The 20,078-nt window shown below is 51.1% G+C and carries 20 protein-coding genes; 2 read left to right on the top strand and 18 right to left on the bottom strand.

Features of this window, described 5'->3' with window-relative positions:
- Nucleotides 1-175: 175 nt before the first annotated feature.
- From PKO02S_RS22420 to PKO02S_RS22385, 8 genes are read right to left on the bottom strand one after another with little or no spacing between them, the layout of a single operon-like run.
- A complete protein-coding gene (locus PKO02S_RS22420; protein WP_127586368.1) occupies nt 176-1,246 on the bottom strand; it encodes a sialidase family protein in 1,071 nt (356 codons plus the stop codon).
- Complete coding sequence (locus tag PKO02S_RS22415; protein ID WP_281280452.1) at nt 1,243-2,673, bottom strand: FAD-dependent oxidoreductase; 1,431 nt, start codon at nt 2,671-2,673, stop codon at nt 1,243-1,245. Before PKO02S_RS22415 ends, PKO02S_RS22420 begins: the two co-directional genes overlap by 4 nt.
- Nucleotides 2,674-2,719: 46 nt before the next feature.
- Nucleotides 2,720-3,721 carry an SGNH/GDSL hydrolase family protein gene (locus PKO02S_RS22410; protein WP_127586364.1) on the bottom strand — a complete coding sequence of 334 codons (1,002 nt, stop codon included), beginning with the start codon at nt 3,719-3,721 and terminating at the stop codon, nt 2,720-2,722.
- A 16-nt stretch (nt 3,722-3,737) separates the two neighbouring features.
- Nucleotides 3,738-5,426: a sialidase family protein gene (locus tag PKO02S_RS22405; RefSeq protein ID WP_127586363.1), complete on the bottom strand. Its 1,689-nt coding sequence runs from the start codon at nt 5,424-5,426 to the stop codon at nt 3,738-3,740.
- Nucleotides 5,426-7,717: a sialate O-acetylesterase gene (locus tag PKO02S_RS22400; RefSeq protein ID WP_373865230.1), complete on the bottom strand. Its 2,292-nt coding sequence runs from the start codon at nt 7,715-7,717 to the stop codon at nt 5,426-5,428. The genes PKO02S_RS22405 and PKO02S_RS22400 overlap by 1 nt, the downstream gene beginning before the upstream one ends.
- A 42-nt stretch (nt 7,718-7,759) precedes the next feature.
- A complete protein-coding gene (locus PKO02S_RS22395) occupies nt 7,760-9,334 on the bottom strand; it encodes an extracellular solute-binding protein (protein WP_127586360.1) in 1,575 nt (524 codons plus the stop codon).
- A gap of 45 nt (nt 9,335-9,379) precedes the next feature.
- Nucleotides 9,380-10,252, bottom strand: a complete 873-nt coding sequence (locus tag PKO02S_RS22390; RefSeq protein ID WP_127586358.1) for a carbohydrate ABC transporter permease — start codon at nt 10,250-10,252, stop codon at nt 9,380-9,382.
- Nucleotides 10,252-11,220 carry an ABC transporter permease gene (locus PKO02S_RS22385; protein ID WP_373865229.1) on the bottom strand — a complete coding sequence of 323 codons (969 nt, stop codon included), beginning with the start codon at nt 11,218-11,220 and terminating at the stop codon, nt 10,252-10,254. Before PKO02S_RS22385 ends, PKO02S_RS22390 begins: the two co-directional genes overlap by 1 nt.
- A 239-nt stretch (nt 11,221-11,459) precedes the next feature.
- Between PKO02S_RS22385 and PKO02S_RS22380 the strand changes: the two genes are divergently transcribed.
- Together PKO02S_RS22380 and PKO02S_RS22375 are read left to right on the top strand one after the other, a co-directional pair.
- Nucleotides 11,460-13,259 (top strand): sensor histidine kinase, encoded by a 1,800-nt coding sequence (locus tag PKO02S_RS22380; protein WP_127586356.1) that lies wholly within the window; start codon nt 11,460-11,462, stop codon nt 13,257-13,259.
- Complete coding sequence (locus tag PKO02S_RS22375) at nt 13,252-14,484, top strand: response regulator (RefSeq protein ID WP_127586354.1); 1,233 nt, start codon at nt 13,252-13,254, stop codon at nt 14,482-14,484. The genes PKO02S_RS22380 and PKO02S_RS22375 overlap by 8 nt, the downstream gene beginning before the upstream one ends.
- A gap of 55 nt (nt 14,485-14,539) precedes the next feature.
- Here the strand turns inward: PKO02S_RS22375 and PKO02S_RS22370 are convergent, their stop codons facing one another.
- The 10 genes from PKO02S_RS22370 to PKO02S_RS22325 all read right to left on the bottom strand — a co-directional run bounded on the left by PKO02S_RS22370 (nt 14,540) and on the right by PKO02S_RS22325 (nt 20,021).
- On the bottom strand, nt 14,540-14,863 hold the full coding sequence (locus PKO02S_RS22370; RefSeq protein ID WP_127586352.1) for a MarR family transcriptional regulator: 324 nt from the start codon (nt 14,861-14,863) through the stop codon (nt 14,540-14,542).
- Between the two features lie 106 nt (nt 14,864-14,969).
- Nucleotides 14,970-15,668 carry a hypothetical protein gene (locus tag PKO02S_RS22365; RefSeq protein ID WP_127586350.1) on the bottom strand — a complete coding sequence of 233 codons (699 nt, stop codon included), beginning with the start codon at nt 15,666-15,668 and terminating at the stop codon, nt 14,970-14,972.
- A gap of 41 nt (nt 15,669-15,709) precedes the next feature.
- Nucleotides 15,710-16,225 carry an alginate lyase family protein gene (locus tag PKO02S_RS22360; protein ID WP_127586348.1) on the bottom strand — a complete coding sequence of 172 codons (516 nt, stop codon included), beginning with the start codon at nt 16,223-16,225 and terminating at the stop codon, nt 15,710-15,712.
- On the bottom strand, nt 16,222-16,434 hold the full coding sequence (locus tag PKO02S_RS22355; protein ID WP_127586346.1) for a hypothetical protein: 213 nt from the start codon (nt 16,432-16,434) through the stop codon (nt 16,222-16,224). The genes PKO02S_RS22360 and PKO02S_RS22355 overlap by 4 nt, the downstream gene beginning before the upstream one ends.
- Before the next feature lie 111 nt (nt 16,435-16,545).
- Nucleotides 16,546-16,881, bottom strand: coding sequence for a hypothetical protein (locus PKO02S_RS22350; RefSeq protein ID WP_127586344.1), 336 nt, complete (start codon nt 16,879-16,881; stop codon nt 16,546-16,548).
- A gap of 79 nt (nt 16,882-16,960) precedes the next feature.
- Nucleotides 16,961-17,386, bottom strand: a complete 426-nt coding sequence (locus PKO02S_RS22345; RefSeq protein WP_127586342.1) for an NUDIX hydrolase — start codon at nt 17,384-17,386, stop codon at nt 16,961-16,963.
- 38 nt (nt 17,387-17,424) lie between these two features.
- Nucleotides 17,425-18,027, bottom strand: coding sequence for a class I SAM-dependent methyltransferase (locus tag PKO02S_RS22340; protein ID WP_127586340.1), 603 nt, complete (start codon nt 18,025-18,027; stop codon nt 17,425-17,427).
- Nucleotides 18,028-18,056: 29 nt separating this feature from the next.
- Nucleotides 18,057-18,494 carry a VOC family protein gene (locus PKO02S_RS22335; protein ID WP_127586338.1) on the bottom strand — a complete coding sequence of 146 codons (438 nt, stop codon included), beginning with the start codon at nt 18,492-18,494 and terminating at the stop codon, nt 18,057-18,059.
- A gap of 78 nt (nt 18,495-18,572) precedes the next feature.
- Complete coding sequence (locus tag PKO02S_RS22330) at nt 18,573-19,097, bottom strand: cyclase family protein (RefSeq protein ID WP_127586336.1); 525 nt, start codon at nt 19,095-19,097, stop codon at nt 18,573-18,575.
- Between the two features lie 12 nt (nt 19,098-19,109).
- Nucleotides 19,110-20,021 carry an SDR family oxidoreductase gene (locus tag PKO02S_RS22325; RefSeq protein WP_127586334.1) on the bottom strand — a complete coding sequence of 304 codons (912 nt, stop codon included), beginning with the start codon at nt 20,019-20,021 and terminating at the stop codon, nt 19,110-19,112.
- Nucleotides 20,022-20,078 lie beyond the last annotated feature (57 nt).

Genomic DNA, 20,078 nt, shown 5'->3' with positions numbered 1-20,078 from the left:
AAAGCTTCGTCGATTGGCGTGCCCGCCGTCAAGAACCCGTCCGCCTGCTCCAGCTTGCGAAACAACGCTTCCCGGTCGGTAGGCTCTCCCGCCTCCCACTTGCCGATTCGCACAAACGCTTCCAAATATTGATCCACTTTAGCAGGAACCGGCTTGTCTATGAACACATAAGGCTTCATTTCAGATCCCCCAAATCGAGAGTCAAGCCCCAGATGGAATTAGGCCCGGCGAATTCTCCGTCGTAGAAGACGAGAAGCCATTTCCCATTATCGCATTTCGTCATCCAGGGGTACCCGAAATCTCGTTTGACTGCGGACGGGCTCGAGAGCTTGGGGAAATAAGCGACTATCCCCACCTTATGCCACAGCAGGTCCGAAACATTCGCACGATACAGCGTGATATGACCCGGCTCGGTATCGGTTTCCAACCGTTTGCGTTCGGATTGAAAGGCGTAAACGATTCCCGGATTGGACGGGTCGGGGATGATCGTCGGCGAAGCCGGGTCCGGATCCAGGCTTAACACCGGATTTGCGACCTCCCAACTGGCAGCGTAATCGGTAGAAACAAACTGGGTGTATCCGATTCCAGATTCCTTCATGCCTTTGGCGAGCCCAATCACTTTATCGTTCACAAAGCAGAATGCCGGTTCAGCCAAGTGCCGCTCCGTAATGATGCGAGGCTCGCCCCAAGACAAACCATCGTCGGTTGACAGGGATATCCATAACCCTTGCTCCCTCAAGCTGGCTCCTCGTCTAAAATGGCCCGTTGCGGCCAGACCTTTCCCGGGAACGATAAACAGATGACCGTATACACTGCCTGCCGTCTGCTGCAATTTAGAAGTATCCACGCTTGCCCACGTCACTCCCGAGTCGACGGAGCGCCAGCCCATAATCGTACTGCTGCTTTGGTTGCTGCGCAGAGCCATTGCCAGAAGCACGACGGAGCCGTCAGCCGCAATGCCTAACGCCAGGTTGCCGGAGTGCTCGAATTCCAAGCCTTCATGAAGCTCTGCCAATATATGCGTAGCGCCGAAGTGATCCCCGCCGTCCGTGGACACCGCAACCGCAGGACAGCCGTTCATTCTGTGGGTCGTGCCCGCCAAGAAAGCAAGCACGATATTGCCGTTAGCCGCTTTGACAATCTTGGGCCAGCTTAAATGCGCATATCGCAGATTAGCCGGGGCAGGGACGATCACACGAGGCTGTCCGAAATCGCCCGCCCCCGGTTGGATGGCTGGTTCACTCAATGTAAAGTCCCCTCTCCTGCACCTTCAAACGTCCGGCGTCCGATTCCCTGGCCAAGCTCCGCCCCTTGGGCGATTAGGCGGCTCTGCAGCTCCTTGACGCTCAAATCGCGAAGAGGCTTCGACTGTTGCACGCTCATAGCTGCGGCAACTCCGGTCGCTTCCGCCTGCGCCATCTGAATGGGAATCACTCGCGTCGATGCCATCGCCTCATGTGTCGCCGAGATCGGACGCCCCGCGAGCAGCATGCCTTCCAACCCTTTGGGCAACAGACAAGAGAACGGGATTTCGTAGGTGCTGACCTTTTGCGATTGAATGCCTCTGTGATCAGGACTGTGAATATCGATATGATAACCGCCAAGCGCAATGACGTCGTCGAACTGCTTGCTGGTCGTCAAATCTTCTCCGGTAAGCAAATAATCGCCTACAATATGACGGCTCTCGCGAATGCCGATCTGATGTCCCGTATCGATCAGCTGAATGTTCTCGAAGCCCGGAGCATAGTCGCGCATAAAATCGAACACGTCCTTCATCTGCAGCAGCCCGGCCACTTCTCCATTGGAATAGCTCCGATTGTTATTCGGATCTACCCCTTCGACTCGGCTCGAGACGACGATCATCTGATCGAACTTCGGAATGCAAACCCCTACCAGATTGGCCCGTGGGTAAGCCGCCCCATCGCGCACCGCCTGTTCGATATACTGCTGCAGCCCGCCCAGCACGAACACCTCGGACGTCTCCATCTGATCCATTAGTTGGGTAGCTACTTCGTCGCTCAGCGACCAGGGGCGAATTTGCGTCGGATTGCTCCTGAAGTATTGCATAAGCGGCTTGAAATCAATATTCCGAACTCGGAATACTAAGGTCGACACCTGAGTCTTCCGATCGGACTGCCGTCCGTATACATAGTCCGCTCCAGCATGTACCGCCGCATCGCCATCGCCGCTGCAGTCGATCACAACCTTGGCGCTCAGCATTTGCGAGCCTTCCTTGTTCTGGATCATCACGCCTTTGACCGTCCCGTCCTCTACGATCGTATCGGACAGCATACTGTGAAGGAAGAAATCGACGCCTGCCTCCTGCAGCATTTTCGTGACCAAATATTTGAACCAATGAGGATCGACGCCAAGGACGTCGCTGGTGATCGGGTCCAAATAAAACTCCGTTGCAGCCCCCATCTCCTGCAGCCTCGTGGCAATTTCGTAGGCGATCCCGCGTACGACAACTTGACCGTTCCCATTATGGTAGCCGAGCAGCGGCAAACCCGGGATCACGTTGCCCCCTACAAAGCCGTTGTATTCAATAATGGCGGTCTTTACCCCGGAACGTGCGGCTGCCATTGCAGCCACGATGCCTGTAGCGCCGCCGCCGACAACAACAACATCGTAACAATATTGCTTGATCATGGTTCCATTCTCCCTCTTCTCCAGCGCACAGCGGGTATCTGTTTTTTTATCGAGTCGACGAGCAGAATGGCTACAGATCCAGTTCCGTTAAAATATCGATCATCCGCTCACCCATGATTCCGTACCCTTCTGCATTCGGGTGAAGCTGATCCGGCATGTAACCGGCGAACTCCTCTCCGAAAAACCTCAAGCCGTCCACAAGTCGAAGGTTCCGGTCCCCGTAAGCCTGAAGAATGGATACCGCTTCCCGAATTTCTTCTCTCATAAGCGTGAGCGTCATCCCGACGGCATTCTCGGTCGTCTCCCTATAAGAGCAATAGATCGGAGAGATAAGGACGATCGGGGTGTCGACATGCTTCTCGCGAATCAGCTCTACCATCCCGATCACCGCAGAACGGAACGTCTTGATATTGAGCGTATTGCTCATCACATTGATACCGAGGCACAAGGAAATGAGATCGGCAGGCGTATCGCGAATCATTCTCGCGACAAGCGTCTCCAGATGGCATTGTCCGCCGTAGCCGAGACAAGTCAGATCCCAGCCCTTGCTTCGGGCGACGATGGCCGGCCATGTTAAGGATGGGCTAGCCGCAGCCGAGCACTGGGTGATGGAGCTTCCGTATGTGACCCACTTCAACCGATTTGTGCGGATTGGTGCCAGCTCGGAATGCTCAGCTGCACTTAACGATTTCAATATAACGCCGCTCTTCTGCGGCAAATAAATATCGAACCGTTCCCCTGCAGGCGGGTGGAACGAACAGCGCTCCTCCCCCGCCGGCAATGTCAGAGAATGAACCAGTTTATCGTCCGCAACGAGATCGAATTGTCGCTCCGCTTCCGTTGGCGCTACCTCCAGCTCGACTGATCTCGCTTCACCTGTAACGGCATCCACGCCGAAATGACCGGCGAACGATACCCTTACTCCCGCCGTCTCTCCCGCTTTGTCAACCAGCCCCTCTCGGAACAATTGAAGCTTGTCTTGGGGCAGCCTCCACGGTCGGACCCCATGCTCAGTCGGCTCCAGGGAAACGGCGCCTTGAATCCATTCCTTCGTAATTGCAATTGTCGTCATGTTCGTTCTCCCAGCATTATTCGTTTACTAGCTGATTCTCATGGATGACATACGACCGGATATAGGGATACATGTCGGACGGAGAAGGTCTGGTGTAATCCAGGATCACAATGGAATCGTCCTCCAGTTGGGTCCACTGCGCATACCCGTTGTCCCCTCCGAATGTACTGAAGCAATGATCGAGCTTGACGAACCGGTCTCTTCTAAACTGATCGGGATACCCCTGCGCCGCATTCCAGTGCCAGCGAATGGAATAATCGTCTGGATTATCGACCTGCAAGGAGAATGAACGCCAATGACTGATCGACTCGTTGCCGGTAAGGTGCGGTTCGAAATGGGCGTTGCCGAAGTGAATCGCTCTCGTAGAAATTCCACGGGTACTCGCTTGCAGCTTCAACTCTCCATCGACATGGATCGTCAGCTCCTCGCCCTCTCGGATAATCCGGTAGCGATGCCAACGATCCGTTCTGCAGTCGAAGCCCGTCTCCGGACGGTCCGCCAGGCAAATACGGCCCGGCATGAAGCGGATGCGGCAGCCGGCGCTAATGCAACAGCCGTTCTCATCAGCCTCCTCCAGCCTAAGCTCGGTTTCGATTTCCACCCGCGAAGTATCATGCTGGGCAGGATACAAGATGAACTGCACGGCATGCTCGCGGCCCTCATAGGTTCGAATGGTTAGACTGTCTTGCTCCAGCGTGCAATCCGCTTCATCCCAAATGAATGAATTCGGCTCATATTCGAACGTCTCGTGAGGATCGAACACAAACGCATAGGTGGCGTTTGTTCCCGGACGATTGCGGAATACGGCCAGTGCCTTGCCGGAATGAAGCATCCCAATCGTCGGACGATGCCCATAGAAAGGCGCCAATACGCCATGATCCCACGTAGCTCCGTAGTCCCGGCTGCGCAGCATCCGGCTAGGCTGTCCATATCGGCCTACACAGTCGCAGCAGCGAGTTACGGCTAGCAGATTCCCCGGCGAGATCTCAGTAAAACCTGCTTCCGCATCGGAATACAAGGGATTATTCGCAAGATAAGCAGTTCGGCTCCATGTAACCCCCGAGTCTTCCGAGAATACGGCGACCGATTGATAGTAAACCTTCATTCCGGTCATCGTCTCGTACTTCTCTTTGTCTTCCAGATCATTGTAGACGGCTTGATTGATTGCAGCCCGTTCGTCTGTGTAAGCCACTTCCGTACGGGTGAACATCAGAGTGCCGTTAGACAGCTCTTGGATGTATTCCGGCTCGCCTCCGACATTGTCAATTTCATAGGGGCCGTCCCAAGTGATTCCGTTATCGAGGCTCCAGAACAACTCATTGACCATTTCTTTATTAAGCACCCAAGTGGACAATTTATAAAACTTTCCATTCGGGGTACGCTGACCCTTATCGCAAATCATCACCAGGCGACCATTCGACAGCGCATTGATCCGCGGCACAACGTAGATGCAGCCTTGTTCGTATACGTCCGCATGAGCGATAACCTGGTGGTCCGTCCAAGTCAGACCACCATCCTCCGAGCGGGCAATCATAATATCCGTCGTCTTCTTTTTGTGGCTATCCGAACGAAGGTAGGAGCAGACTAAACCGTCTTTGGTCTTAGCCACTCCCGGGAACGAAATGTAGACACCTTCCTCGAAAGCAACCAAATGCTTATTGGCATCCGGAATTTGCAGCATCTGCTTCCTAATCGTACCGCCCATCAGGACCGACCGCCTTGCATATACAGGTTCAGCGCCAACTTCCGGAAATGGCTCACGCGATGGAAGGTGGCATAGTTGGCATCATGCCGGTTAGGCGCCTCTATACTTGTACGAGAAATAATGACCAGATCGTCGCCGTCAATGACCGGCTTGGCGTACATGAACGAGTTGGTCAAGCTGCTCGCCTGGGCGACACAACCGGCTTGGAACCAGTTCAGACCGTCCGCGCTATAGCTAAGCATTAGGTTTCGGCGGTCGTCTCCACCTGGAATTTGCGCATAGATCGGATCGTCCTTGTCGGTTGATAGATCCCAATCCAGCAGCTTCTGGCTGTCGACCGCCATGTTCGAGGTCGCCCAGAACAGGCGGGAGATAGGATCCCAGATGACGCAAAATTTGAGCTGACCGCCCGGCATAAAGGCGTACTGCGTGAAGGACGCTTCCAGGTTGGCTCCGTCATCGCTAACGTCCAGCACGGCGCATATGTTCGCTGTGGATTGCTTGCACAGCTTGACCGTGACGAGCACACGCAGATGTCCGTTCACATCGATAACGTTCGGCTCCAAATAATGATTGTGCGGCGCCTCGAATCGTTCATTCACGAGAAGCTTCGTCTCCTCGGGGAAAGGAACCGGATTGGACATCCGCCACGATGCCGGATCCATCAGGTCGCGCGTCAAATCACCCGATACGACGCGAGGTGCTCGCCTGGCGCCGCGTGGAATGTCAAGCGGCGAATTATAGCCGGCCTCCGTCAATCCGAGATCGTCGATCGCCCAGTACAACCGGTTGTTCCGGATCGCCATGCCGGTATGACAGTTCCAGTAATGTCCGGAGAATAAAATCGAAGGCTCCGACCAGGTTACACCTCCGTCTTCGCTGCGCAGCAGCAGCAAATCGTCGTTCCGGTATTTCATTCCGCCTCTGACAGCAAATAAATAGAGTATGCCGTCATAGGTCCATGGAACGGCTGAATAGTAAGGAAGCTCGGCAAGCTCGTTCCAGCTTGCCCCTCCGTCAGTGCTGCCCATCATATACGTGCGGCTTGTCTCGACTCGCCGCTCCTGGCTCCACCTCTGGCGCGGAACGACCGGAACCGCTGCGAGCAGACTGCCGTCATCGAGTCGAACCAGCCCGCACCCTTCTACATACCGCTCCGTATCGGGGTTGTGATAGATCCAGCTAAAATGCTGAGCTAGCGGTGCTGCAAACGGGACATGAACATAATGATCGTAATGCTTCCTGATGCTGTTCGCATACCGTTTGCCCAGCAGCTTCTGGCTGGCGTTGTTCAGATGCGTGCCGTCTCCGGTAGACTCCGTTCCTTCATTAGACACCCAGCCGGAATAAGGAATATGCTCGACCACCTTCATCAGCATTCGGTTAAAGGCTGCGCTCTTGGAAGGCAACAGCTGACCAACGATGAAAGGCGCTTCGGCTGCATGCAAGTCCCGCCTCAAACAGTCGACGAGCTTTCTCAGGTTTTCCATATAGGTCTCGGGAGAGCCCTGGTCCGCTTCCCCCTGATGCCACAATATACCTTTGAGGGTGCCGCTTTTCATCGCATCTTGGGTTCTTCTGACGGCTTCCTCGTACAGCCCGGTTCCCGCGCCTTTTTGCCACTCGGCTAATTTGGTTCCGCCTCTGGCATTCGACACAATCCCGATCTCGATATCCGGGTTATGCTCCGTCATTGTCTGCGCGAACATGCTGGCCAAGCTGTATCCATTAATCTTAGTGATTACCTCAACTGTGGAATACCGGTTTAATCCTTGTATGGACGCGATAGCGGGCAAATTGCTGACCCAACCGTTCTCGGCCTTCTCCCACTCGCTTCTTCCATTGAGGACATACGCTCTTGCTATCGCAAACCGGTCTTCCTCTTCGATGCCGGCTCTGCTGGACATATTGGACTGTCCGATAAACAAATACAGATGGAAGTTTTCCCTGGAAGCTTGAATGGGCTGGGCGGTGCCTCCATACAAATCCACATGCTCGATCATTAGCGCTTGAGCCGCCGCAGCCGTGAATACTTGAATGTGACAAGATTCCGCGTCGATCGAAGCCGGCTCCGTCAATAAGCGAATATACCGGGCCGTGAGGTTGTCTACCTCTACTTCAACGGTTCTTAGCACTTGGTTCAAGCTTGCGGCGTCAGCATGATAGACATCCGTCCAGCTCTCTTGGTCGTCGGAGATTTGAATAGTTAAATGAAGGGCCTGTTCCGGAATTTCCGTAACCACAATTCGATTGAACAGCTCCTGTTTGCCTAAATCAACTAGATGTTTCAGAGAACCGCACCTCTTCCCATTCCTTTTTTGAGGCAGCCGCTTTTATGGTTTCATAGATTGATACCAGGCACGTGCGCGTTTCGTCACTTCCTCGCCGCCGCTTTTGTTCCATTTGTCCACGAACTCGTCGAACTTGCTGATCGGCCATTCCCCGATAATAATCTTGGTCATATATTCCTGATACATCGTATGATTCTTCAGATCCGAGAAACCGTCATAGATCGATGCCGGCATGCCGTCACCGGCGATCGCTTTGCCGAATTTCTGCATATCCGCAATCAGCTTGTCGCGTTGCTTAAGAATATTGGTTTGCGTCGCCGAAGATGCGGCAGCAAGCTCCACTTCGCTCTGTTTCTTCATTTCATCCATGCCATTGATAAAGCTTGTCATAATCCGGAAATCCTGATTCGTCGAATCTCCATCAATCTTGACCGGCTTACCGTCCTTTATCGAATAGTGCATCCCTTCCACCCCGAGCAGAACCTTCTCCGCATTGGCAGGCTCGGAAGTCCAATTGAGCAGCTTCAAGGCATTAATGGTCGTCTGTTCATTCTTATTGGCAATGACCCATTGCGGGCGGCTGATTTGCACCTTCGTTATAAACCCGTCGTATCCGGGTACCTTCGGTACGCCTAGAGCGACCAGATTGACATCCTTGTTTACTTTCACAATGTTCTCCAAACGAGCGCTTGCCGTATAATTGATATGGTACCAGCTGCCGACTTTATCGTTATAAATTTTAGCCAGCCAATCGTCGTTTTTGTTCAGGAACGTGTTCTGATCGAGCAGCTTCTCTTTATATAAATCCCGGATGAACTCGATGGCCGCTTTCATGTTCGGCGTTACGGCCGAATAAGTCAGCTTGCCGTCATAAATATCCCAAGCCGGAATGCCTTCCAGCATCGCAATGCCGTACATCGCGAACAGATGATCCATCCAACGTCCCTGCTCCCGTCCGGATACCGGTATTTCATCGTTAGGATCGCCGTTTCCGTTCGCATCCTTATCGCGGAACGCCCTAAGCACGGCTACATACTCATCCTTGGTCGTAGGTACTTTCATGCCGACTCGATCGAGCCAGTCCTGACGAATAAACGCCCCGTAGTGCGTATAGGTTTGCGCGTAGGGAATGTAGTAAATCCGGTTCTTGCCGCTTGGATCCGCCGAACGGACGACGTCCCACACTTCTTTAGGAATGCGATTCCACACGGCAGGCGCATACTTCGGGAGCAGATCGGTCAAATCGGCAAGCGCGCCTTGCTTCATTAGCGACGCTTCATTACCCTGCCACGGCAGGAACATATCCGGCAATTCGCCGCTGGCGATGCGCGTATTCAGCTTCTGAACGTATGCGCTTCCACCGTTCCAAGGGACGGAAGGCGCATAGATCCCGACTCCGATATCCTTCTGAATCAATTTGGAATACGCGCTGTCTTTATCCAAGGCACCGACGTTCTCCATATTGCGCCATACTTCCAGGTACTGCGTTTCCTGGGGCTTTACGCTGGCTTCCGCTCCTGGTTCGGCAGGCGATTTGCTTCCGCAGGCGGCAAGCAGTGCAATGACAAGTCCTGAACTGATGATCATTTGAGGCACCTTTTTGAATGTTACTTTCATGAGATAACTCCCCTTCGTGGTTTATATAGGAATGCATTGAAACCGTTACTTAACGGAGCCAAGTGTAGCTCCTTTGACAAAATGCTTTTGGAGGAACGGATACACGATGATAATCGGAATTGTCGCAAATATAATGGTTGCGGCTTTGAGCGTGGCGTTGTTGTAAGGAATGTTTCCTTGCAAACTTGGCTCAAGCTCCGAGTCCGAGTTGATCATATATTCCCTGAGTCTTAGCTGCAGGGGATACAAATGCTGATTATCAATGAACAATAACGGGTTCATAAACTGGTTCCAGAGCAGCACGGCATAGAAGATGCCGAGTGTCGCAAGCACAGCCTTGGAGAGTGGAAGGATCACGCGGAATAGCAGCTGGAAATACCCGCAGCCTTCCATCTGAGCGGCTTCCTCGAGCTCCTTCGGAAGCTCCCGGAAGAAAGTCCTCATGATGATCAGATTATAGGCGGTTATCAAATACGGAACGATAAGCACCAAGAAGTTATCATAGAGGCCAAGCCCTCTGACCGTCAGAAAGAACGGAATAATCGGATACCGGAATACCATCGTAAAGACAACCATGATCGCCAGAAATCGGGCAGGCTTGAATTCCGGTTTGGACATCGGATAAGCCATAAGCGCCGTCATCAGCAAGCACATCACGGTCCCGCCCGCGGTTACGACTACATTAAGCGCGAATGACCGCCATAAAGCCTCCCTACCGATTATCCGCTCCCATGACGCCCAGGTAAATTCAACCGGCCATATGAATACTTGGCCTGTGTCGACAGCGTAGGGCGAGCTGAACGAGGTCGACAAAACTTTTAACAGAGGGACAAGCATAATGAACCCGAGTATACCCAGCAGCACTATATTGGACAGGCGAAAGGCGGTTTCCGACTTGGTCTCCTTGATGGCAGCCATTAAAACAACCCCCCGTCCTTCTGCAGCCTTTTGGCTAATTGATTAAACGTAAGCACCAGCACCAGGCCAATCACCGATTGGAACATGCCTATTGCCGTGGTGGAGCTGTACTGCGCCTCAATGATCCCGACGCGATACACATAAGTATCGATCACATCGCCTACCGAGAAAGTCATCGGCGTCAGCAAGCTATAAATTTGATCGAAGCTGAGATCAAGAAAGTTGCCGATCTGCAGCAGGAACAGGATCAAGACGGTTGGCAGGATCAATGGCAGTGTGATACTGAAAATTTGGCGAAATCTTCCCGCACCATCCATTACAGCCGCTTCGTACACCTCAGGATTGATCCCTGCAATTGCGGCCAGCAGGACAATTGTCCCCCAACCTGCATCACGCCAAATGCTGGACAGCACGAGGATCGTTCGAAAGTACTTCTCTTCCTGAAGGAAAAGGATGGAGTCCAGTCCAAACCAGTCGCGAATCGAATTGACGATACCGGTATGGGAAAGGACGTCGAACGTGATCCCCGAAATAATGATCCAAGAAAAGAAATGCGGAAGGTAATAAATCGTTTGCAACGTCCGCTTATACACCACATTCTTGAGCTCATTGAACAGCAAAGCGATCACGATCGGCACCGGGAAAACAAAGAGCAGGCTGTAGGTTGCGATGATTACCGTATTGCGGAATACTCGCCAGAAATTCGAATACTCGAAGAATGCTTGAAAATGCTTCAGCCCCACCCATGGGCTAGCCGCTATTCCTTTAAAAACCATATAATCCTGGAAAGCGATTACAGATCCGGCAAGCGGAACATATTTGAATAAGATAAAAAAGACGAACCCCGGGAATGCCATTACATAAAGAGGCCAATACTTTCTCCAATTGGAGACCCAGCCTATTCGCTTCTTGGGTGACGATCTTACTGTGATGCCTGCCGCTTTGTGCGGATGCGCGGCCTTTAACACATGTATCCCTGCTTTCTGAAGGTTGGTTGTGATTGCGTTTTCATTATACCTTCACAATTCCTTGGCAGGCGATACGACATCTTTAACATTCAGGTGAGACATTCTTCACATGTTTGCGTTTGGATATCCGAACGTATTGCGGATAGGTACGCAGGCCATTATAATCAAGGATACATTCGATCAGTGCGCCTCAACCCTAATTGGAAGCGCTGTCAAATTGATTCGCGGAGGATTTATTAATGCCGTTAATGATAAAAAAGCTCACCTCTAACCGTCGCTACCGATTTTTCACGAAGCTGTTCCTAAGCTACTTGCTATTGTGTACCGTACCTTCCTTGATTATTACGAATGTCTTCTACAGCAAGGCCAAGGAGCAGATTATAACAACCTCCACCCAATTCGTAGAGATGCTGGCCGTGCAGCTTGCAACCTCCCTGGACACATATATCGCTCAAGTAAACAACTCCTCTCTAACGATGTACAGCGACTACGAGCTTATCGATTATTTAGGCAAAGAACTGACGTATTCCGCTGCCGATCGGATCAAATACAATCTTCACTTAAATCGGCAGCTCTCTACATTCATGACTCAGCTGCCGAATTTGCAGGGCGTTTCGCTTATCTCGGGGTCAGGAATCATTAATAACATCGGATTCTACCCGGATATGAGTCATAATAGCGTCTTTTGGGACGAATGGCTGAAGAGGATTCGCGAAGCCAACGGCCAGCTCGTAATCGTCCCCTCTCATTCCCAGGTGTACTCGTCTACTGGAAATGCTGACACCGTGTTCTCCGCGGGCAGACTCATTCAGGATATCGAAGGACGCCAGGCAGGTATATTGCTGTTTCAGTTAACGATCAACAAAATTGTCATTCACAACGAGAATCTGAATAGCGATACCATCCCGTTCAACAAACGGATCCTTATCGAATTGTCCCAGCAGCGCCAGCTGATCTACGACTCGGAGCTGAAGCCGGCGTCCTTCACGCCCCAGAGCATGTCCCCGATTCTTCCGGAGGAGCTCTGGATGCACGGCGTGGACGATATCGGCAAGCTGACCGTCAAGGTAGCCGTTCCCACCCATGAGCTAGATAAGAAAATTAGCTCTTATCGCAATCTCGCTTTTATGATTGCAGCCATAACCGTATTCGCCATCACATTTATTTCCATGCTGCTCAGCTATCAAATCAGTTCGCCGATTAACCGGCTTATTCGCAATATGAGGCAAGTCGAAGACGGTCGCTATAAGCCTCTTTCCGAAGAGGGTCTGAATATCGAGATCGAGACGCTGACGAGAACCTATAATTTGATGATTCAGAAAATCAAACATTTGATTGAAGATGTGTACGTCTCGCAAATTAAGCAGAATCAGGCCAAATTTCTCGCTCTTCAAAATCAGATCAATCCTCATTGGCTCAATAATACGTTGGAATCCATACGCATGCAGGCCTACTTGTCGAAAGCGCCGGATATTGCAAATATGATTAAGACGTTGGGGAGAATGTTCCAGCTCACGCTGGCACAAAGCGAACAACCGAATCGAATTGCGGATGAAATGGAATATATTCAGGTTTATATGAGCTTGCAAAACATCCGTTTTGAGAACCGTTTCCAGCTGGTCATCCAGCTTCCTGAGCCTATTATGCTGGTTCCCCTCATTAAGCTTGTTTTCCAGCCTATCGTTGAGAACAGTATCGAGCACGGGTTTGTCGACCCGGACCGCGAATATGAGATCCGAATTGAAGGAGAGCAAGCGGAACATAGCTGCACGATTCGGATTGTCGATAACGGGATCGGAATGAGCCAGGATCAGCTCGCCAAGGTGCGCAAGCAGCTGCGATATACGGATTGGTCCTATGAATCTAATGAGCATTCTCTTGGCCTGCGCAATATTCAAGAACGTCTGCAGCTGCACTATAGCCAGGAATTCGGCCTGGAGATCGATTCGACTCCAGGTGTCGGAACAACCGTTACGATCCATATCCCGATAGGTAGCACAGAAGCTGTTCCTCAATCGAAAGGAGATCCCTATGCTTAAGGTCATGTTGGTCGATGATGAAACTAAAATTGTAGAAGGCTTAACCGTTATGATCGACTGGAACAAATACGGATTTGAAATTTGCGGCCGCGCCCGCAACGGGTTGGAGGCTCTGCAGATCGCCCGGCAGTTGGAGCCGGATTTGATCGTAACCGACATCCGAATGCCTCAGATGGATGGGTTGGAGCTGATCCGAGAGTGGAAATCCACTCATCCCCAGACGCAATTTATTATTCTGAGCGGCTTCACCGAGTTTCAGTATGCCAAACAGGCTATGCAGCTTGGGGTTAGACATTATGTTTTGAAGCCGATTGAAGAAACCGCACTGGAAGCGAGCCTGGTTGAAGTCGCGCGCAGTATAGCTTCCCTTCGCGAGGAAGAGTCGGAGCTGAATCTGCTCCGCAGCCGCTCGGCTGCTTACTTGGAGCTGCAGCGGGAGAACATGCTTCGCGACTGGATCCATGCGGGCAAACATACGGATGAGATTATTGCGAGCCTGCATGAGCTTGAGGTCGATTTTCCTTATTCCTCTAACAGCAGCTTGGCGCTCGTAAGAAGTGACGGAAAATTATGGAACGAGCCCGATCTTTCTGTGGTCAGCACCGTCTTAACGGAGACTTTACCCGATCTGTCCGCTTCCTATCCGTTCCGATTCGAGGAGGGTGAGCTGGGGATCATGTTCAGCTTTTCAGGAGGTTGGCCTGAAGAGGAGCTTCAGCGGTGGGTGCAGTTGGTAAGCGTGAAGCTTTCCGGTCATTTCGGGTGCACGGTCCGCGCTGCAGCGGGAAGCATCGTTTCAAGCATGAACAGCCTGAACGAATCCTACAAGCTCGCGCGCAGCGCGCTGGGCGCCGCATCCGCTGCGAATTCCGAATTATCCCGCGAGCTGCCGAACGAACAATCCCATAAGCGCAACATCATCGACGAGATCAAAGCATACATCGATGAGCACTTTGATGAACAGCTGACTCTGACCAGCATTGCCGATAGCTTCTACCTGCATGCCCACTATTTGAGCCAATTGTTTAAGAAGAAAACCGGAGTCACCTTCCTCCATTACCTTACGCATGTCCGCATGGAGCAGGCCAAACAGCAGCTTGTTTCCACGGACCTTAAAGTATACGAAATCAGCCGTTTGGTCGGTTATGAGGATTCCAAATATTTCAGCAAAATCTTTGAAAGAACCGTCGGGATGAAGCCTAGCGAATACAAGCTTCTTTCCTGATATTAGTGCAACCACAAAAAATAAAAACCGCATTTAGCGGTTTGTGGCAGAAACTCTATTCGTTTTCTACTTTCCACGGTCGGAGCTGGCCTAGCTTCATTTTGTCGTTCTGCAACGTTTTCAGGAATAAGCGGCCACTCGAAGTGACCTCCATTTTACGAGCATCTTGATCCGCAGTGCGTATTAATCCGCTAGCATGAAGGCTGTGGGTGATTTTGGTAACAAAAGGTTGGGGCATCTGCAATAGGTCGGCTAATTCCTCCGGTGTGTGCTGACTGCCTTCCGACAACAACCCCAATATCAAGAACTTGTGATACCGAGATTTGTACCTCCACCATGGAACAGAATCGGCTTGAGGCTGTGGGATGGCTTTGTTCAAGATGGGAACCCTCATCACTCATCCTCCTGAAAGCAGCGATAAGGCTATTGTACTTCAAGCAAATTAGACGATGATGTGAAACGGGATAACAAGGAAAATAAACGAGCTACTCTTGGAAGGGAAACAGGTAATGAACGGTCCAGCCCGGATATTCCCCTTGGAGGTATTCTTGGGCTTTGATCGTGGTGCCGAACAATTGGAACGTAATTTCGGTTTTATTCCCCTGCGGATCTTGCAGCTGCGCCTTATAGGAGTTCGCTACCGGAGCAGGCTGCTGTGACGATACCTTCGTAATCGACAAACCCAATATGTAGTCTTGCTGCTTGCGGGCACGCAAAGATTTGGCCAATTTCTCGAAAATGACGGCGAGATCTGTGCTGCTGAATTTACCGGACATAAAATCGTTTGGCTGAAACTCCCGCAAAGGGTGGGCCAGGAACAAATTCTCCGGTTTCCCCGAATCCTCCGCCTTATTGGACTGCATGTAAGCAACCGCTCCCGGTCTAGTAGGAAGGTCATTTCGCGGATCGCAAAGCGCAGCCACCGCTTCATTCTGGGAATAGGCAATAATCCGATATACTTCTCCATCACGCGGCTGCATGGCGTTTACGATAAAACTGGGGACGACCACTTGGCCTTTGATCGATACGGGAGTCCGGACTTCGGCTTGCCCCTCGATCGTCACCGGAAACCCAGATGCTTGTTTTTTGATCAAAATGACGTCCCCTTGCAAGTCCAAGCTTACTAGGCTTTTGTCTTGCAGGCCCATTCGGATGCGAACAGGTCGATGAATAGTTATTTGCATGGTATACCTCTCTTGAACTATTTCTTTCTGCAACTATCCAATTAATTCCACAAAAAACCTGATAATCCTTCCCGCGTATCAACTTCATTGCTGCAAATCCAAATTCCAATAAGGTCGAACTCCATCGTATGGCGTAAAAACAGGCTTAACTCTCCTTGCAGGCACTGCCATGGAGTCCGCCGTCGTGATTGGACCGAGGACACTCGGAGGGACAGAGTATCGAATTTGATCAAAAAGTTGCGCATCGAAGGCTTCTGCTTGCATATATAGCCATGCTCTCCCGGCAAACGCGAGAAACCATTGTACCCCTTTCTTAATGCTTGCTCCTTGCTCCGTTTTTCGAGCAGCCATTTCAAGTAGTTCGTCAACCAGGCTTTGAATGATTTCCAGCTGCTATCGGTGATCCCCCGGCATTCCGGAACAGACGAACGGCCTCCAAATAATAATGGATATCCTTCATTTCGATGATCCCTTAGCCGGTGCCCTTGGTTGTTCTGCAGGCCCATCCGGACTTGCGCATATTTCAAATGGGGTGTCATTCCAGTAGACGGATTCACGAATAGGACTGCCTGTGGCGCTGCAGCAGATCCAGAATTTGTTTTTCCTGCTTCGGATCCACGATGCGATTGACGACCCAGCGTTTCTCGCAGTTCGGAAAGCGGGATTCATGTTGCAGCATAAATTGGAGGTTTTCCAGGACAGTCCGCGTTTGTGTCTGGGATATCCGGATGATGCGATACAGAACGAACGTATTTTCCCCATCCACATTGGCATCCCCCTTGATTTCCACTGATTTAATACTGTATTACTGGTGGGGAGAATATGCTTGGGTGAATAAAAAAGCACCGCTTCTTTGGGGAAACGGTGCGTTTGTAAATTAGTTAATGTTATTAATTGTTTTGTATATATTGAGTAGAATATAGTACATATCTTGAGCTTCTTCGTCCTCTAGCAAATTTCTTTTGTAGATCAACCAATCAGTAAGTTCCTCAACCTGAATTAGTTCCGAGAATGGCTCATTTACCGCTCCAGTACAGAAGTGTGAAATCACTTTGCTTTCTAACGACATATCGAGACCTTCATACCCATTTTTAGTTAACTCGGGATTTAGACTCCCAACATAGTAAATATCAATGATTCGCTCAATAAACTCGTTCCGATTTCCTTTCATAAACTTCCTGAGATTACTCTTTAGTACATCTTTTGCGTTCATTGGAGCACCTCGTCTCCGCCACTTATTCTTCCAGTTCAACGCGCTTGCCTGCCGCTTTGATGAAATTGTATGTGAAAAATTAGCAATCCTTTAGTGGGATAGAGAACTCGACATAAACAGGATGACGGGCTTCATCCAAACATAGCTCGATTCGTTCCCTGAAATTCCCCCATGTGACCATTTCTAGAGCGGTTTCAATCGGGAAAAAACCAACCTCCAATGACTCATGTGAGGTTAGCAATTGTCCGCCCACCGGTTTGCCCAAAAATAAAGTGTTGCAAATGCTTGCACTAACGTTTTGGAACACGCCGCAAAATGTAGTCACTTCAATCTCGATCCCGCTCTCCTCTCTCGTCTCCCGGATTGCGGCCTCTTTCAACGACTCGCCTTCCTCAACCTGACCGCCCGGCATTTCCCAGCCCCGTTTTGGCCCTTTAATCAATAAAATTTCGTTTCGCTCATTCACCACAATGGCTGCAGCGGAAATGATATGTTTGGGTGCCACCGAGTCATCCTCCTCCTACTGCTATCGGCTTCCGAATCTTACTTCCGAGCATCGAGCACGAACATGGAGGCATCCTGACCCATAAAGATTCGAGAACCCGAATAAAATGTTTTGGACTGAATGTCCGTGTACCCGATGTCCCTCATCAGTTGAGCCAGCTCCGTCTGATCAAACCCGTTATGTACGAGCTCCGAAACAACCTGCTCATTTTTATCGAAATCGACGAGAATCAAATGGCCGCCATCATTCAGCACATCGTACAGCCTTTTCAAGACGAAAGACACATCCGGGATATGCAGCAGAACTTGAGCCATAAAAATATAATCGGCACGCAGCTCCGAAAGATCTTCCTTCTCAAAATCAAAGACCAACGTATCTGCCAGCTGTAAGCCCAAAGCCGATATTTTGTCTCGGATTTGTTGAATCATGCTCGGAGAGGTGTCCAGGAAAAGCATCGATTGAAACTCGTTCAACAAACTCATCCCGACAAGCCCCGTCCCGCAGCCAAAATCAATCGCATGATGGCCGGCTGCATCCTGAACATATTCACGAATGGCATCCGCCGACACCTTGGCGATATGGATCCGTTCAGGCGTGTCATACATCGCGGCGATCATCTCGAATTTATCCGTATTTCCCATCCGTCACACTCCTAAAACCACATGTATAGTTAACAGCCTTGTCTTTCTTCGACCGCTCGGATATAGTGCCCGTCCAGGTCGAAGAACGTGAAATAGCCGAATTCATTTCTGAAAACAGGGGCTTTGTCTATAGTCGCTCCCGCTTGTTGAACCCGTTCATGCAGAGTCAACAAATCATGCGTCAATAGCTCGATTACCGTTACATGACCCGTCTCATTCGTAATAAAGAAGGGGCGAGGAAATCGAAATTTCAACGGGGTGACCTCTTCCGGAGGCGTTTCCATAAGAAAAATACCCGGCCCGTTTCCGTTTTTCAAGCCAATATGCGCTTCGCCGAATGAATAATCAGCCGAGATCAAAGTAAATCCCAATACCTCGCAATAAAATTCTACCGATCGCTTCAAATCAGCAACCGGAAATCTCAAGCAGCAATAGCCGATCACATCTGCACGGTTTGGGTTTTCCATGTTTGGCACGCTCCTTATCCTATTAACTGATATGGATTATTCGCCAATAAATCCCACAACCCTGCTCCTTCGGTCAAATTACTCTTCAATGATAGCAACCGCACGAACCGGTGACCCGTCCCCACCTGCAAGCCGCAGCGGAAATCCATAGAACTGAAAGTCAGTCCCCTCAGGCAACCGCTCCAACCCTCGCAGACCCGTATACGTTATGACATCGATTCCTAACAAGGCCCGCTCCAGCTCTTCGGACAGTTCGCCGCCGACGAACGGTGGTCGCAACGCAGCAAGACGATCATAGCACTCCAACCCTACCGCATTCGCGAAAAATAGCCCCCGCCCCTCCGGCCAAGCTGCATCTGCAACCTTCACCAAGCGTGATACTCCGAAAAAACGTTCCAGAGGCAGCTTATCCAGTGTCGCCGCACCCGGGTGCATGTGGGAAGGCGCGTCCACATGCGTTCCGGTATGGCTCCCCAAGGATAGCTGGCGCAGCTCCCAGGTGTGTTGCTCGTAAGTGTGTACCACCTGGACTTTAACCACAGGATCGCCAGGGTAAACAGACATGCCGTCTTCAATAGGCAATGACAAATCAATGACTCGCACAGACAAGCCTCCTTACCGATAGCCTGTAGCATCCGCCGGTTTGCCGGCTTCCTGAACCTCAACCAGATACCGCCAGCAATCCGGCTGCGAGCCGTCCACATCACGGAATCCGTACACCTGCGCGAGCTGACCGCTGGATACGGAATGCCCGTTCCACCGGGCTACCTCCGGATCACCGGCTAATGCGGCTATTGCTCGTCCCACGTAGCGTGTGGATTCCGAGATAATAAAATGGGGCTCCCGCTCGGCTGCATCCCTCCAGTTGTCTTCCTTCACTCCGAAGTGCTCCAACATCATTTCGGATCGCATCCAACCTGGAGTGACGGCTACGGCGGTACATTGATGTGGCGCCAGTTCATGGGCTAGAGCTTTGGCCATTCGAATGACCGATGACTTCGCCAGATCATAGAACATCGACAATCGGTAGTTGTTATCGTTGTACTCGGCCGTTCCGTCCGTCATTTCGATGACCAATCCATTCGGGTTTTGGATCAATAATCGAGTGGCAAAGTGGCTTGTAATGAGATGTGTCTCTATCGCCAGTCGCAGCATGCGGAACCCTTTGTCGAGGGAATGCTCCCAAATCGGCACGTTCCACTGAATCAGATTTTCGCCTCCCCACACATCATTGACCAAGAGGTCCAGGCGCCCCTGCTCCCGCTCGATCCGCTCGATTAATGCCTGAACCTGATCCTGTTCAAGATGATCCACCTGCACAGCAATGCCTTGTCCTCCAGCCGCATCTACCAACTCAGCGGTTTCCTCTATCGTCTCGACTCGATTGTACTCCGAACGCTGCGTTCGGCTCGTACGTCCCGTTACGTAAACAGTTGCTCCCGCTGCTCCTAATTCGATCGCGATCCCCCTGCCAGCGCCTCGTGTTGCGCCTGCTACAAGCGCCACTTTTCCTTCCAATGGTCTCATATCGGTTCAGCTCCTTCCGTTATCACCACTAGACCAGTATAAACCAAATACATGACA

It is taken from the genome of Paenibacillus koleovorans NBRC 103111 (assembly GCF_004000845.1).
GTDB lineage: Bacteria > Bacillota > Bacilli > Paenibacillales > NBRC-103111 > Paenibacillus_AA > Paenibacillus_AA koleovorans.
This window is presented reverse-complemented; position numbering and strand designations above follow the sequence as displayed.